The following is a 15,732-nucleotide window of genomic DNA, read 5'->3' on the forward strand; positions in this document are numbered from 1 at the left end:
CAGCAAGTTCGACTATTATTTTTATAGAAAAAACAGTGGGGAAACGACTTTAAATCAACGGAGATCTAAGCGTGTACTCGGCTCAAAAAGATGGCTGTCGCTGTGGAAAGCTTGTGTTTTTACGGGCTAATATTGTCTTTATTTAGACTAATTACTATTTATATTGCATTATTCGCCATAAATTTGGAAAAAATTGTTAAAACAATTTTTTATACCTTAAAAAAATGTATTTTTGGATAAATCAAAGTTTTTAAATAAAATATGGATATTAAACTAGGCGATATCGTAGTTCTAAAATCGGGTGGACCTAAAATGACTATAGAGTCGATAAAGGGAGATCAGGTAAATGTGGTATATTATAATGAGGAAAAGAAAATATTTGAAAAACTGCGTTTGATGACTTCTTCTGTTATTAAAAAGAAATAAAGACATTGTATGATCGAGATAATTTTTATTAAAACGCTTAACTCAACCAGAGAAAGGTGATGACATTTGTTTTTCACAAAAGAGAATAAACATATTACTGAAATTATTAAGCCGTCATATTACTTTGGTAATGTGGCGTTTTTTTTTGCTATTTAATAAGGGTATTGACGCCAATACTAAGTCAATTGATACCGCGCATTCTATGTGAAAAAGCGTTGTTAATTAAGGCATTTTTAAATATAGTTGAGAAGGGTTTCCACAATTATAATAATTGCGAATTTGACATGAAAAAAGCGACAAATAGTTCCATGTAATGAAGAATCCGGAGTAAGATTGAGCTTATATTTTGATCGGTTAAAATACAAATTCGGTTAGTAGGTTTAACTGTTTTTTAACTTTTCAGATTTGCCACTTGATTTACAATAGATTGGGAGGTGTGAAAAAAGTTTGTATCAAGTTTGTATTTTTCAAAATGTTCAATAAAACTTAAATATTTTAATTAAAAAATTATTTAAAAATAGCCTAACTTTACATTTCTGAAATTAAATGTCGTTTTTCTATAAAAACCGGCATTTAGTCAAACTAAAAAATTAAAAGAACAGTCGAGTTTCTATGGAGTCAATAAAAGCAAGGTTAAAAAGAGATACACCGCGTGGAATTGTGTTGTGTATTGATGTTTTTATAGTGGTATTCTGTTTTTTGATTTCCAATATTATATTGAGTAGTTTTTACGGTGTTTTTAATCTGAACCGGACACTGTGTAAAGTTCCTACCGTAATGATCGTGTATTTTTTAACGTTTATTTTGCTTAAAACGCATCGTGGTGTAGTGAGACAAACCGGTTTAAAAGATGCCCAATCCGTATTTGTTTCCTGTTTTTTTGCAGCATTTGCATTGACTATTATTGCATTTTTGCAGCGAAATGGAGTTTTACCGGACTCTACGAGGCCCTATTTTAGGTTTTCTTATTCCATTATTATGTTGCACATGTTACTTACCGTTGTAGTAATGGTTGCAGCCCGAATCTTTTATAGCAATTTTTATAAAACATTTGTTTTGGGTGGACGAAATGTCCGAAGGGTCTTAATCTATGGAGCCGGAGATTCGGGAGTCATTACCATAAAGGCACTGCAAACGGACACGCGTATCGACACTCAAGTTTTGGGTTTTATTGACGATAATCCAAAGAAAGTCGGAAAAAAAATAAATGGATTACCTGTTTTGAGTCCTAGCGTCATTACCATGGGGTTTCTATTGAAAAATAGAATTGATGATATCGTTATTTCAATACAGAATATTTCAAGAGAACGATTAAATGAAATTTCCGCAGTACTAGAGGTGCTGCCTGTAGAAATCAAAATCATTCCTCCTCCTACAGATTGGCTCAATGGCAAGTATTCGGGTATGCAAATCAAGCAACTGAAAATTGAAGATCTTTTAGGTCGTAAATCGATCGAAATCGATAATCCGATTGTGAACCAAGAAATTGAGGGAAAGGTGATTTTAATTACCGGTGCAGCAGGATCGATTGGTAGCGAAATAGCCAGACAAATTGCTCGTAAAGATTTTAAAGAATTAATTTTATTGGATCAAGCGGAGTCGGCCTTATATGATGTGCAACAAAGTATGGAATGCACTACTTGTTCCCGTATCCAGTATATTGTAGGTAATGTTCGTGAAGAAAAACGAATGGACGTCTTGTTTGCAACCTATAAACCCGATATCGTATACCACGCTGCGGCCTATAAGCATGTGCCATTAATGGAATACAACCCTTACGAAGCTGTAACGACAAACATCAGCGGGACCAAAATTATTGCGGATCTTTCTGTAAAACATCAAGCTCAGAAATTTGTAATGATATCTACTGATAAGGCTGTCAATCCCACTAATGTAATGGGAGCAACCAAACGAATCGCCGAGATCTATGTCAACGGTTTAGATAAAAATACCGCAACGAGTTTTATTGTAACACGTTTTGGAAATGTGCTCGGGTCCAACGGATCCGTCATTCCACTTTTTAAAAATCAAATTGAAAAAGGAGGCCCATTAACCGTGACTCACAAAGATATTACACGCTATTTTATGACCATTCCCGAAGCCTGTCAATTGGTGTTGGAGGCCTCAGTAATGGGAAAAGGTGGAGAGATCTTTGTATTTGATATGGGGGAATCCATGAAAATATTTGAATTGGCTCAACGTATGATTCGTTTAAGCGGATATAATTACCCTAAGGATATTGATATTGAATTTACGGGACTGCGTCCTGGAGAAAAGATTTTCGAAGAATTGCTGGCAGATGACGAGAATACCTTAAAAACGCATCACGAAAAAATCATGATTGCTCAAGTTCGTACTAGCGACCATGAACAACTGTCTATTCGGATTAATGAACTGTGTGTTTTTGCAACTGAAACCGAAGTTAAACCGAATAATTCTGTCATAGTCCAAAAAATAAAAGATATCGTTCCAGAATATAAATCGCAGAATTCTACCTATCAAAGTTTAGATTGATTTTTCGAGTAGTATAAAAAAGTCGCAAATTCATTTTTTTAGGATTGCGACTTTTTTTATGATGTAGCTTAAATGAACAATACAACTTTATTTGACTGACTGAGCTAAAGGCAAGTGGTGGATAAATGAATTGACCCAGTATCAGCCAGGCTAATTTCGATTTGTGTTAAGGTTTCTCTTGCGGGAATAGCTGTTGGAAACCAATTTCTTTGAGGACTAACCACGATCAGTAGTCCTTCGTCATCGCCAATAGCTAAGAAATCTGTTGTAGGGGGACTCTTCTCAAAATAACTCAAACCATATTGTTCAATCCAATTTTCTGCCAACTCCATCGGTTGTGCGGTCACTATACCAATTTCACTGATGCCTTCTATTTTTGATGGATCGAAGGAATCGGCAATTATAGATTCCTTGCGATCATGACGAGCGATAAACTCTAAGAGATTACCATTGTTATCAAGAAAATAGATCGCCTGTGCATTCCAATTTTCAAAAGTAGTGACCCACTCATCCTTGGGGTTCTTGATTAATTTCAAGTGTTTCGTAGACCAGATTAAAGCGTTATCTAACAGCGATGCAGGGATGTTAAAAGCATAATGATAAACAGCAATGGGCTTAGTAGTCTCGACAAATTTTAATAGGGAATGCCCTATTTTATAATGCAGTTCTAAATCCGATTTATAGGTTAAGTTGAATTGTAATATGTCAGAGTAGAAATGCTGTGTGTTTTCCAAACTGTTCGTTTCTATAGTGATGGCATTTATTTTCATAGTTCATAACTTTATTAATTAATATAATAAAACAAGCATCTAAATTGATCGACCGGGAGCACAGTTGGCGAGCTTAGCCTGTAAAAACAGACTTTTATTAGTTGTATCCTTTCTATATCGCTAAGTTATCCTTTCAAAAAGTCAATTGCTAGGGGTTATAATTGTATTTATCAATGGCATGATCGATAAAAAATTGGAGCTAAGCAAAAGCTTACATTTGTTGATTATAGAACATTTTTGCGGTTTTTTTTGATAAATCTATATTTTTATGGTGTATTTTAGCGTTTTAATAAAATATATTTTTAAGTTTTTATACGTTATGCTGTGGTGGTGAATGACTGACTTACACATGCACTTCGTACTTTAAAATCATCTAGCCTTGGTAGCGCTAAGTGTAAACTTATTTTAAAGACAGGGAGGCAGTTCGTGTTTCAGTTTGCAATAAATTATAATCTAAAATGAAAAAAATCCATTTATTTTTTTGGGTACTTAGTCTTTTTGTGAATCTTGTAGTTGCTCAAAATAAAGAAGTACAACCATCTAAATTTGACAGCATTTACTTTGAAACAGCAGTTAAATGGGCCAAAACGGATTATGTAAAAGCTTTAGCGATTTCGGACTCCCTGTTTATACATTCGACTCCGCCCTTACATCAATTAAAAGCATTGATGCTGACGGCTTCGATCTATGAACAATTAGGGCAACAAGAAGAATCTATAAAATATGCCCTGAAGGCGGAAACAATCGCCTCAAAGATCAATGACTACGATTGGCAGGCTAAGATTGCGGGTTTTTTATCGACCCAATACCGAAATCTCGGTTTGCCACAATCGGGTAAACAAGCCTTAAATAAAGGCATACAGATTATACAAAACGTAGAAAATCAGAAAAAGAGAAATTTTTATTACGGCTTGGTAAATCAAGAATTAGCTTATTACGAGATTAATAATCAAAATTTTGAACAGGCTAAAGAGTTTATCGAAAAAAGTGCTACCTATTTTAATCGCCTTAAAGAGAGTCCTAATAATTTTTATTATAAAGCAACTAATGAAGAGTTATTCGCAAAATGTGATATTAAACTAGGAAATTTTGATGATGCTGACACGCATTTGGATCAATCTCTTAACTACCTGGATCAATCCTCTTTGGCGGAATCCGTATTGAGGGGCTTAATTTTAAATGGGAAGGGATTAATCGCCAAACACCGAAAAGAGTATCCGTTGGCGTTAGATTACTTAAAGCAAGCAGAAGTTTTGGCACTCTCCTCAGGCTTCCTCGGTTTAAAATTAGACGTTTTTAAAGATTTAAGCGAATATTATAGTGAAGTGGGTAATGTACCTAAACAATTGGAATACAGTCATAAGTTTGATTTGCTTTATCATACCAATACCCAGCGCAGTCAATCGACTTTAGATGGCATATTTAGTAAAATCGATCAAAACAATCAACAATTAGAAAGCCGTCAGTATTTTTATGTACTTGCAATTGGAGTATTACTTTTGTTGATTTTGAGTTCTTTGGTGTTCTATCGGATTAAAAAACAGAAAGATCAACAGCGTTTTAAAAGGATTGTCAATCAATTAAAACAAGCTAAAAAGGAACCGGAAAAACCGATCCTAGTCAATGACCAAATTGCTGGGAATAGCGAAGATGTAGTGAAGGAAAAGTTTTCCATTTCAGCCGCGGTGGAAAAAAAGATCTTAATTAAATTGGACGAATTTGAAAAGGGAATAGGGTATTTGGATAAAAATATTTCGGCCTCTGCTTTAGCAACGACTTTAGATAGCAATACCAAATATCTATCATTGATTTTAAAAAACCATAGAAATATGGATTTCAATAATTATATAGGACGACTACGTATTCAATACATCATGGAGAGAATGATGAATCAACCCGAATACAAAAATTATAAAATAAGTTATTTGGCTGAGGAGTGTGGTTTTTCGACCCATAGTAAGTTTACTGCGGTGTTTAAAAAGAATACGGGAATTACGCCTTCGGTCTTTTTAGAGAATCTAAGCAATCAAGAACAGGATGCTCAGTGATGGTTTAGCGCTTTAAAAGTTCTTTCTGATGCCTTCAGTGGGCCTTGGGATAGGTTAGGGGTGTCTGTTATCGTGAATACGACTAGTCATGGCCTCAAAACTATGTGTTTAAAAGGTATTTTTACTAAAATTAGTAAGGTGTTGAAACACAAGTATAACTTTTATCAATTATAATGACCACCGTTTATTGCTTAAAAAAAGTCCTGTGCTTTTCCGATTCTGGAAATTGTAGCGCTTCTATATTTAATCATTTTAAAATGTTTTTATGGATATTGTTAATGCATATCGTTGCATTGTCAATGGGATATGAATTTTTTGGAGGCTTGCTATATGGACCTATACTGGTGAGTCTAGTTTTCAGAATTGCAAATACACGTATTAATCGGGTTCTTTTACTGTTGCAGTTTTTGCCTTTTATAGGCTGCATGGTATTGGGGTATTTAACTACAAATAGGCAAGTCATAGACTTAATCAGTTTACTGACCAGTTTCTCATTAGTTATTTACGGCATTTTTTTATGGTTATACAAACAAAAGTTGCTTGGCATCGAGTTTCGGAAATCCGTGCTTTATTGCATGCTGTTTCTCGTATTTCTTTTGGCGATAATTTTGATGTCTCTAATAGAAGAGTATTCTTATGTTTTTAAATTGGTCTCTCCGAAAGTAAGCCTAGCTATTTTTTTGCTTTGTTCCATTTCAATTACTGTGATACACTTGTTAAGAAATCAAATACCAGGATTTGTACAACCGAATGTGGAGGAAGTTGTAGATCAAATAGATGATGATCGGCCGGTACTCGTGGAGAGTATTGAGAGCTACTTTATAACATCCCAACATTATCTCAATCCTTGTTTTACTTTTGATAAGTTTGCCAAAGAAATGGATGTCCCTAAAAACATACTTTCGACAGTACTAAACAGAGAAATGAATAAAAACTTTTATCAATTACTGGCAGAGCATCGAATCGAACACGCCAAAACCTTATTGATTAAACAAGATTACTTGTTTACTATCGAGTCGGTAGTGTATGACTGTGGATTCAATTCAAAATCGTCTTTTCATAAATATTTTAAACAATTTGTTGGTACTACGCCTTCAGATTTTAGAGATCATTATCTGAAAAAATAAAATCAGTATCTTGTGATGGACGCTCTTGGGATTATTTTCACGCATAACTTGCGGATCAAAAACTTCTTTTACTCTTGTTTTTAGATTTCTGAAGCGCAAATGGGCAGCAACTCTGCTGTGTAGAGCTGTTAATTTTTTTATTTATATTTTTTTCCGGCTTAATAGCTTGCTAATTCTCGTTTTATTTTAGTAGAAAACTTACGAAAATAATGGTTTTCTAATCTTTATTTAAAATTAGTCTAAATAAGTTGTTTGTTAATTAGTTCTTAGATAATTTTGCGAAACCTTTAGTAGCGCAGGTTTTATGAAGATACTCGGTTTGAAATTTAGAGTTAAAAAACAATTGCTGGTCTTTTTTGTTTTGATGAGCTGTACGGCATTTTCTCAAAATAATAAGACTTCTTTCACATTACAGCTCGTTGGAGAAGATCAGCAACAGCTTGCTGATGCAACAGTTGTTTTGCAACATCAAAGGGAACGATTGATTGGCAAGACCAATGAACGAGGCGTTTTTGAAACGCAGTTATCGCAAGGTTTATGGACCTTGCATATTACACATTTATCGTACCTAAGCTTTTCCGACACCTTAACGATCAACAAACCGACGGTTCGCAAACACGTGTTGCACGCCAATTCCAATAACTTGCAGGAAGTAGTTATTACGGCTAAGGAATCTAAGGGGCTGACCAGTTCTTCAATTATTGATAAGTCGGCCATGAAACACTTACAGCCCTCGAGTTTTTCAGATTTATTAGAATTATTACCTGGAGGTCGTTCTAAAGATCCGTTATTAAACGCATCGAACAAGATTACTTTACGAGAAGTTGGTACTGCAGGTAGTCAGTATAATACCTCTTCGTTGGGTACCTCATTTGTAATGGACGGAATACCGATCACTTCCAAAGCCAATTTACAATATACTACGGGATCTAGCCAAATCATCACACCGGGTAATGGTTATACGGATGCACGCAGATCACACCTTACGAGTGGTATGGATATGCGAAGTTTGTCGACAGACCAAATTGAAAGTGTGGAGATCGTTCGGGGGATTCCTTCCGTTGAATACGGTAATTTAACCAGTGGTCTAGTCAAAATAATTAGAAAAAGAGGATATACGGATTGGGAAAGTCGCTTTAAGGCCGATGGATTTAGCAAGTTGTATTATTTGGGTAAGGGATTGGATTTTGGTAAGCGAAATATACAACTAAACGTCGGAGCAGATTATTTGGATGCCAAACCAGACCCGACAAATAATATGGAGAGTTATCAACGACTCACGGCTTCTTTTCGATTTCAAAAAACCTGGTTGTGGAACACCAATGAATTGTTGTGGAATGCCGATTTGGACTATACCGCTTCCATCGATAGCGAAAAAACAGACCCCGATGCGGGTTACGCTAAAGTAGATCGTTATAAATCATCATACCATCAATTTGGATTATCAAACCGGTTTCAGTGGAATGTCTTGGAATCAACTTGGCTTAAGTCGATAAATTGGCATACCTCTATACGAAGAGAGTGGGATAAAATTGAGCAGGTAAAGTGGGTACAGCTAACCAGTGCCACGGCCATTCCCATTAATACATCAGAAGGAGAAATGGACGGAATTTACATCACCCCCCAATATATTTCTAATCTCACAGTTGATGGACAACCATTGGATTTATACTCAAAATGGTCAGCGGATTTGAATTTTAATTTGGGGTCTATCCAAAACGATTCCAAAATCGGATTGGAATGGACCTATACCAAAAACAAGGGGGAAGGACAGCAATATAATCCAATGTTACCTCCAGATCCAGAAATGAATTCAAGACCTCGGAGTTATAACGATATACCCGCAAGCCAAGAAGGTGCTTTCTATGTCGAAAATGTAGCCAATTTTGAGCGAAATAACCACGGATGGAGCTTGTCAACCGGTGTGCGCGCGGCTAGTATGTTAAACCTAGATAAATCCTATGCAATCAGTAATCAGTGGTACTGGGATCCGAGAATTCATCTGCAATGGAGGTTGCCAAAATGGCAAATTAAAAACAAAGACTTGGGGGTAGATTTTACCGTAGGTTATGGACAGCACACGATGTTTCCTACCCTAAATACCTTATACCCCGATAATCTGTATACCGATTTTACTCAACTCAACTTTTTTCACAATAATCCCGATTATAGAAGAGTAAATTACCAGACCTATATAACCCCTCGAGTTAATAAAGATATACAGCCAGCAATCAATAAAAAAATTGAATTCCGCGTCGATTTTAGCTACGATTCCAATCAGTTTTCCGTGACGTTTTTTGATGAAAAAATGAATTCCGGATTTCGAAATAACAGCCGCTATCAATTACTGGATTACAAGAGATATGATGCCTCCGGAATTGATCATCAACAACTGAGTTCTCGGCCAGACTTAAATCAATTGCCCTATACAGTAGCTACTTATTTAGGCCTTTACGACGTTCAAAACAACGGAAGTGCACTCTATAAAAAAGGAATCGAATTTCAATTTTCGTCCAAGCGATTAGAAGTGATCAATACCCGCTTTACCTTTAATGGAGCTTGGTTTGAATCGACTTATAAAAACAGCCAACCCGTTTATAAGAGAGGACAAAAGAGCGTGATTATTAATGGTGCTGAAGTTCCGTTTATCGGACTGTATAACGACGATGACGGTGCTATAAAACAAAACCTAAATACGAATTTAACCATCGATACCTACGTACCTAAATTGGGTTTGCAATTTTCAATGTCAACGCAGGTTGCGTGGTTTTATATCAATGAAGCCCTGCGTCGAAATGGGGTTCCGCAGGCTTATATAACGACAGATGGAGTATTGCATCCCTATTTAGAAGAGCATCAACAAGATCCTGATTTACAGTGGTTGACCATTAAGTACAGCGAAGGACAATTTACTTCTAAGCGAACACCGCTTTCGATGAATGTCAATGTAAAAATATCCAAGCGTTTCTATAATGCCGTAAACCTCTCGATGTTCGTCAATAGAATCTTTAGTTATGATGAACCGATCGTCGTAAATGGAGTTAAACTGAGACAAAAGGGAGTCAATGCTCCCTATTTTGGAATGGAAATGAATTTGAATTTTTAATTATTATATATCACGATCTGCAAGGATTAACAGATCATCCTAATTTAAACAACTATGATAAAAAAGATTAAACAATTTGTGCTAATAACCCTAATTGCAACGGGGGTATTTCAATCGTGTTCTTCTGACGATTCCGCTACTGGAGATACCAATAACACTATGGTCACTTTTCAATTTACAGCTCCTCAAGGTGTTGAGGTCATTGCGTATTCTGAGCTGCAAGTACAGTTAAAAGAACTCAATACCGGATTTGAAAAAACGGATCTATTAACGAAAACCAATCAATGGCAAGGCAGTATTCCTCAGGGAACGTATCAGGTTGCTGTTGAAGGAAAAATAACATATAATTTGGATGGAAAAGTATTAGAAGCTGCGGTTTCAGCCTTTAGTAGCTCCGAAGTAGTTACGGGTTTACAAACGGATAAAAATCTAAATCTAGTTTTAAAATCAACGCATACTGACTTGACTGTTGAGGAGATTTTTTTTACCGGAACCATGACACCAGAAGGAAAACAGTATATCGGAGACCGTTATTTTAAAATTTATAACAATACCGACAAAGTGTTGTATGCGGATGGATTGTTAATTGCAGAATCGGCTTTTTTAACCGTTGAAAAACAAATTTATACTCCAGATATTATGTCGCAAGCAGTGGCTGTTGGTGCTATTATCATGTTACCCGGTACAGGCAATCAATATGCGGTAGAACCGGGGAAATCAATTGTTATTGCGGAGGATGCAATCAATCACAAAGAATACAACATCAATTCCATAGATTTGAGAAAGGCTGATTTTGAAATTTACCAACAGGACGCGGATGATGTCGATAATCCAGAAGTTGCCAATGTCATTGAAGCCTACTCCCGTTTTACGATTCACAACAGAGGTTTTAAGTCTTATGTAATTGCACGTTTACCTGCGGGAATGACACTTAGTACGTATTTGGCGGCAAATAAATACGAATATACTTACGATTTGGTGTTTGGAGGAGAAACTTATCCGATGGATAATGAAGCGATGGCGATCCCAAATGAGTGGATTATCGATGCGGTCAATTTAAGTATACCTTCCGATTTTCAGTGGATTGTAACTTCACCTGCGTTAGATATGGGATGGAGCTATTGCGGTAAAGTAGATAAAGACAAAACGAGATACGGTAAAAGTGTTCGTAGAAAAACGATTACAACCAATGTAGCCGGACATAGAATACTAAAGGACACCAACAATTCAACGTTGGATTTTGAAGCGGAAGCTAAAGCTTCACTAATCAATTAATTATCATGAACTTTCGTTCCATTTTTATACTTATTATAGCACTTCAAGCTCCGTTGGTTTGGAGTCAAGACTCTATTTCTATTGCGGTTAAAACCCGCGACCATTTTAAACCCATTCGAAGTTTTTATAACGAACTGGATAGAAATCCAGCAATAAAGGGCTTTTCTAGTGCGTATTCACGATCAGAACTGGGCGGCTTAATGAGTCGTGAGAAAAATACTTTTCAGTTACAGCAATTGGGCGAGGGGATTGATCAATTTGGTGTAAGTGCTCAATCCTTTTATAGGTTGGATACCGTTGTATCGGTATGGGGTACTGCTGACTATAGAAATGGAACCCGAAAAAATGTACAGTGGAATGAAAGTTCTGATTATGATAAAATCTATCCCTTTGTTACAGCAGATTCTGTGGGAGGTGATTTAAGTATGGAAATTTATGGCTTTAAAGGAGGATATGCTTTTAAAAGCGGAAAATACCATTTTGGAGTCACAGCGGTGTTTAAAGCTTTGATGGAATATCGCTCTGTGGATCCTCGACCTAAAAACATTTCTTCGGACTTAAATTTGAACTTAGGTGCTTCTAGATTGCTAACGGACTCGTACCGTTTAGGGGTTGATTTTTCAGTGGAGAAGTACACCCAAACCAACGAAATAGCTTTTTTTAGTGAATTGGGTAATCCAGCCCTATATCATATGAGCGGTCTAGGGAACTTTAATAATTTGCTATATGGTACTCGAAAAAAGTCTCTTTATGAAGGGTGGGGGTATGCCGCAGCAATGCAATGGTATAATGAAAGGCAACCCGGTTGGTTTTTTCAAACGCGATGGAAGAATTTTGAGCTTGAAAAAAGTATTGCTGACGGGCAGGCCTTTGTTAGTTCTACAATAAAAGAAAACGATTTTAATTTCACTGCTGGAAAGATTTATCAAATTGAACACAATACTTGGGCAATACAAGTCGGATACCAAAACAAACTTAGAAAGGGTATTGAAAACATTTTGAGCAACGGTGCTTTGTCGAGTATGTTGATTATTGGTTCAGTCGAAAATTACAACGATTTGCAGCAAAAATTCTTCGTAGAAGGTTTGTTTGCGATAAACCAACAAAATTGGAATTTAGGTTTTGCTCCGTTCGTCACGCGAAATACCAAAGTGGAGAAACACCTTTTGACAAAATCCGAAATGAGTATCAATGATTGGACGTATGGACTAAAAACAACTTGGTCTAAAACGCTGAAAAACAACTCGGTTTGGCATGTTTTTCCTTCAATAAGTTATAAAAAGGTCGATAAGGCATCAAATCACTTACTTGCTATTGCGGGACAGAAACAAATCAACCAAATGCTGCAGCAAAATTTTGAACAACTTTCGGCAGCTCTTTTTCAGGTCGATTTAAGAGCCCGATACGATTTTAAGCTAAAACAAAACTTAAATGTCTTTTGGGAAGCTTCGATTAACTATCAATGCTATAAAAGCAACCAAAACACCTACTTTCAAACCGCATTAGGCATCACCTTTTAAATAGGTCATTATGAAATTGATTATCCCGTCAAAGAGCCTTGCATTAGGCTCACTAATTCTCTTGTTGTTTTATGGATCGTTTAAGTCCATATCGGATGATCCCGAATACACTACGGTAATAGCGTCATATAAACAGCCCATCGACCAATGGCCACAACCTGAGATCCAAGAGGGAGCGGTATGGAGCGAATTACAGGCTATATCACGTGATACGATGTACTTTGAAAACCAAGATTTACCTGAGGTACATTTGGGGAAACTTTTGTTTTTCGATCCCAAATTATCCAGTTCCAATCAGATTTCATGCAGCAGCTGTCACGATCCTGAAATGGGGTGGTCCGATCGGCGTGAAGTGTCATTGGGAAACGACCACATACAAGGAAAACGCAACACTCCGGCTTTATATAATATCGCAGAGCGAACCTCATTCTTTTGGGACGGTCGCGCCAGTACACTTGAAGAACAAGCAAGTGGACCACTTGAGGCTCACCATGAAATGAATATGAAAACCGCGCAGTTACCGAAAAAATTATCAAAATATCCAGCCTATAAAAAAATGTTTCAAGAGGCTTATGGTAGCGAACGGATTACTTACGACAAAATCGTTGCCGCCCTAGCGGCTTTTCAGCGAACAATAAAGAGTAACCCAAGCCGATTTGATGCTTTTGTCAATGGAAATTATAAAGCCTTAAACGATCAGGAAATTTATGGACTACATATTTTTAGAACTAAAGCGGGTTGTATGAACTGTCATAGCGGAAAATATTTTACCGATGAGGGCTTTCACAATATTGGTCTAACTTATTATAAGCGGGAATATGAAGATCTAGGTCGTTATCATATAACGGGCAAGGCTGAAGATGTTGGACGGTTTAAAACGCCATCTTTAAGAGATTTGTTGTATACAAGACCGTGGATGCACAACGGCTTATTTGAGGATCTAACCGGCATTGTAAATTTATACAACAGCGGCATGCACATGATTGATCCCACTGCGGAAGAAAAACAACAAGATCCACTCTTTCCGCAAACAGATGTTTTGCTAAAACCATTAAAATTAACCAATCAAGAGATCAAAGCTTTAGTTGCTTTTATGGAATCGCTATCGGCTAGCTATTACAAAATGCCCCGACCAGAATTCCCAAAATAACAGGGCGATTATTAGAAAAAATTAAGGGCTGTCTTATCAAGACAGCCCTTATTGATTTAAAGAGATTTGACTGATGTTTGGAGTAAAGTTTGTCTACAAGTAGAAAAAACAACTCCCCATCATCATAAGGTTAACTGTTGGCAAAAGCACTCGGGGCATTTATATCAACTGCAAAAACCACTTTTTATACTTCTTCCGAGGTGTATTTTAATTTTACTGACGGAAATTTAGACTGTGTCATTTGTATGGAAAAATCAGAATCCGCTAAGAAAACCAATTGACCCGATTTGTCTGTAGCTAGAAATTTTTGTTTGATACGCTTGAATTCTTTGAACTCTTCGTTCTTAGGATCTTCAGGACGAACCCAACAAGCTTTATAGGCAGGGAAGTTTTCGTAAGAACACTTCGCACCGTATTCGTGTTCCAAACGGTATTGAATAACCTCATACTGTAAGGCTCCTACTGTTCCAATCACTTTACGGCCGTTCATCTCTAAGGTAAACAACTGTGCAACCCCTTCATCCATCAACTGGTCAATTCCTTTTTCCAGTTGTTTTGATTTCATCGGATCGGCATTGTTGACATAACGGAAGTGCTCTGGTGAGAAATTGGGAATACCTTTAAACTGCATAATTTCACCTTCTGTGAGTGTATCGCCAATTTTAAAGTTACCCGTATCGTGCAGACCGACGATGTCTCCCGCAAATGAAATATCCACAATTTCCTTTTTCTCTGCAAAGAAGGCATTGGGACTAGCAAATTTTAATTTCTTGTTATTACGAACGTGTAAGTACGGTTTGTTACGTTCAAAAGTACCCGACACGATTTTGATAAAGGCCAAACGGTCGCGGTGCTTTGGATCCATGTTGGCGTGTATCTTAAATACAAACCCACTAAATTCAGGTTCCGTAGGCTGTACCAAACGAGTATCTGATTCCTTTGCACGTGGAGATGGAGCAATTTCAATAAAACAATCCAACAACTCTCTAACTCCAAAATTGTTTAAGGCAGATCCGAAAAATACCGGCTGCAATAAACCATCTAAATATTCCTGACGATCAAAGGCTGGATAAACTTCAGAAACCAATTCAAGCTCCTCACGTAATGTATTTGCTGGTTTTTCACCAACAATACGATCTAGTGCTTCGTCGTTTAGATTGCTGATATTGACGATTTCATCAATGTTTTTCCGACTGTCTTCGCTAAATAAATTGATGTTCTTTTCCCAAATGTTGTAGATACCCTTAAAGTCATATCCCATACCGATCGGGAAACTCATTGGAGTCACACGCAACTGTAGTTTTTGTTCTACTTCATCCATCAATTCAAAGGCATCTTTTCCCTCACGGTCCAATTTGTTGATGAAAATGATCATGGGTATGTTACGCATTCGACAAACTTCTACCAATTTCTCCGTTTGTTCCTCGACCCCTTTTGCTACGTCGACCACTACGATAACGCTGTCAACGGCAGTTAAGGTTCTATAAGTATCCTCCGCAAAGTCCTTGTGACCTGGAGTATCTAAGATGTTTATTTTCTTGTTTTTGTAGTTGAAGGCCAAAACAGATGTAGCCACAGAAATCCCACGTTGTCTTTCAATTTCCATGAAATCCGAGGTAGCTCCCTTCTTTATTTTGTTGTTCTTAACAGCTCCAGCTTCTTGAATAGCTCCACCAAAAAGCAAGAGTTTCTCTGTCAATGTGGTTTTCCCGGCATCCGGGTGGGCAATAACTCCAAAAGTTCTTCGGCGTTCTAATTCCTTAATAAAATTCATTTCATCGAAAATTTAAAGGCAC

The 15,732-nt window shown here is 36.9% G+C and carries 10 protein-coding genes; 8 read left to right on the forward strand and 2 right to left on the reverse strand.

From position 1 onward, the window contains the following. Nucleotides 1–261: 261 nt before the first annotated feature. Together L1275_RS11160 and L1275_RS11165 are read left to right on the forward strand one after the other, a co-directional pair. Nucleotides 262–426: a DUF2158 domain-containing protein gene (locus tag L1275_RS11160; RefSeq protein WP_253472973.1), complete on the forward strand. Its 165-nt coding sequence runs from the start codon at nucleotides 262–264 to the stop codon at nucleotides 424–426. 612 nt (nucleotides 427–1,038) lie between these two features. After that, a complete protein-coding gene (locus tag L1275_RS11165; protein WP_253472976.1) occupies nucleotides 1,039–2,940 on the forward strand; it encodes a nucleoside-diphosphate sugar epimerase/dehydratase in 1,902 nt (633 codons plus the stop codon). Between the two features lie 104 nt (nucleotides 2,941–3,044). Here L1275_RS11165 and L1275_RS11170 read toward each other — a convergent pair whose 3' ends face one another. Continuing rightward, nucleotides 3,045–3,710: a VOC family protein gene (locus L1275_RS11170; protein WP_253472979.1), complete on the reverse strand. Its 666-nt coding sequence runs from the start codon at nucleotides 3,708–3,710 to the stop codon at nucleotides 3,045–3,047. A gap of 458 nt (nucleotides 3,711–4,168) precedes the next feature. Here L1275_RS11170 and L1275_RS11175 point away from each other — a divergent pair, with 458 nt between their 5' ends. The 6 genes from L1275_RS11175 to L1275_RS11200 all read left to right on the forward strand — a co-directional run bounded on the left by L1275_RS11175 (nucleotide 4,169) and on the right by L1275_RS11200 (nucleotide 13,936). Further along, nucleotides 4,169–5,758: a helix-turn-helix domain-containing protein gene (locus L1275_RS11175; protein WP_253472982.1), complete on the forward strand. Its 1,590-nt coding sequence runs from the start codon at nucleotides 4,169–4,171 to the stop codon at nucleotides 5,756–5,758. A 257-nt stretch (nucleotides 5,759–6,015) separates the two neighbouring features. Continuing rightward, complete coding sequence (locus L1275_RS11180; RefSeq protein ID WP_253472985.1) at nucleotides 6,016–6,885, forward strand: helix-turn-helix domain-containing protein; 870 nt, start codon at nucleotides 6,016–6,018, stop codon at nucleotides 6,883–6,885. Nucleotides 6,886–7,189: 304 nt separating this feature from the next. Beyond that, on the forward strand, nucleotides 7,190–9,991 hold the full coding sequence (locus L1275_RS11185) for a TonB-dependent siderophore receptor (protein ID WP_253472988.1): 2,802 nt from the start codon (nucleotides 7,190–7,192) through the stop codon (nucleotides 9,989–9,991). Between the two features lie 54 nt (nucleotides 9,992–10,045). Next, complete coding sequence (locus L1275_RS11190; RefSeq protein WP_253472991.1) at nucleotides 10,046–11,266, forward strand: DUF4876 domain-containing protein; 1,221 nt, start codon at nucleotides 10,046–10,048, stop codon at nucleotides 11,264–11,266. A 5-nt stretch (nucleotides 11,267–11,271) separates the two neighbouring features. Next, complete coding sequence (locus tag L1275_RS11195) at nucleotides 11,272–12,786, forward strand: DUF6850 family outer membrane beta-barrel protein (protein WP_253472995.1); 1,515 nt, start codon at nucleotides 11,272–11,274, stop codon at nucleotides 12,784–12,786. A 10-nt stretch (nucleotides 12,787–12,796) separates the two neighbouring features. Continuing rightward, entirely contained in the window at nucleotides 12,797–13,936 is a 1,140-nt protein-coding gene (locus tag L1275_RS11200; RefSeq protein WP_253472998.1) for a cytochrome-c peroxidase, read from the forward strand. Nucleotides 13,937–14,120: 184 nt separating this feature from the next. Here the strand turns inward: L1275_RS11200 and L1275_RS11205 are convergent, their stop codons facing one another. Further along, a complete protein-coding gene (locus L1275_RS11205) occupies nucleotides 14,121–15,710 on the reverse strand; it encodes a peptide chain release factor 3 (RefSeq protein WP_253473000.1) in 1,590 nt (529 codons plus the stop codon). Nucleotides 15,711–15,732: the final 22 nt, after the last annotated feature.

The organism is Flavobacterium sp. HSC-61S13, assembly GCF_024171535.1.
In the GTDB taxonomy this organism is placed as follows: Bacteria; Bacteroidota; Bacteroidia; order Flavobacteriales; family Flavobacteriaceae; genus Flavobacterium.

Coding starts and splice junctions, on each gene's coding strand:
- L1275_RS11160 (WP_253472973.1), top strand. CDS start 262: ATGGATATTAAACTAGGCGATATCGTAGTTCTAAAATCGGGTGGACCT.
- L1275_RS11165 (WP_253472976.1), top strand. CDS start 1,039: ATGGAGTCAATAAAAGCAAGGTTAAAAAGAGATACACCGCGTGGAATT.
- L1275_RS11170 (WP_253472979.1), bottom strand. CDS start 3,710: ATGAAAATAAATGCCATCACTATAGAAACGAACAGTTTGGAAAACACA.
- L1275_RS11175 (WP_253472982.1), top strand. CDS start 4,169: ATGAAAAAAATCCATTTATTTTTTTGGGTACTTAGTCTTTTTGTGAAT.
- L1275_RS11180 (WP_253472985.1), top strand. CDS start 6,016: ATGTTTTTATGGATATTGTTAATGCATATCGTTGCATTGTCAATGGGA.
- L1275_RS11185 (WP_253472988.1), top strand. CDS start 7,190: ATGAAGATACTCGGTTTGAAATTTAGAGTTAAAAAACAATTGCTGGTC.
- L1275_RS11190 (WP_253472991.1), top strand. CDS start 10,046: ATGATAAAAAAGATTAAACAATTTGTGCTAATAACCCTAATTGCAACG.
- L1275_RS11195 (WP_253472995.1), top strand. CDS start 11,272: ATGAACTTTCGTTCCATTTTTATACTTATTATAGCACTTCAAGCTCCG.
- L1275_RS11200 (WP_253472998.1), top strand. CDS start 12,797: ATGAAATTGATTATCCCGTCAAAGAGCCTTGCATTAGGCTCACTAATT.
- L1275_RS11205 (WP_253473000.1), bottom strand. CDS start 15,710: ATGAATTTTATTAAGGAATTAGAACGCCGAAGAACTTTTGGAGTTATT.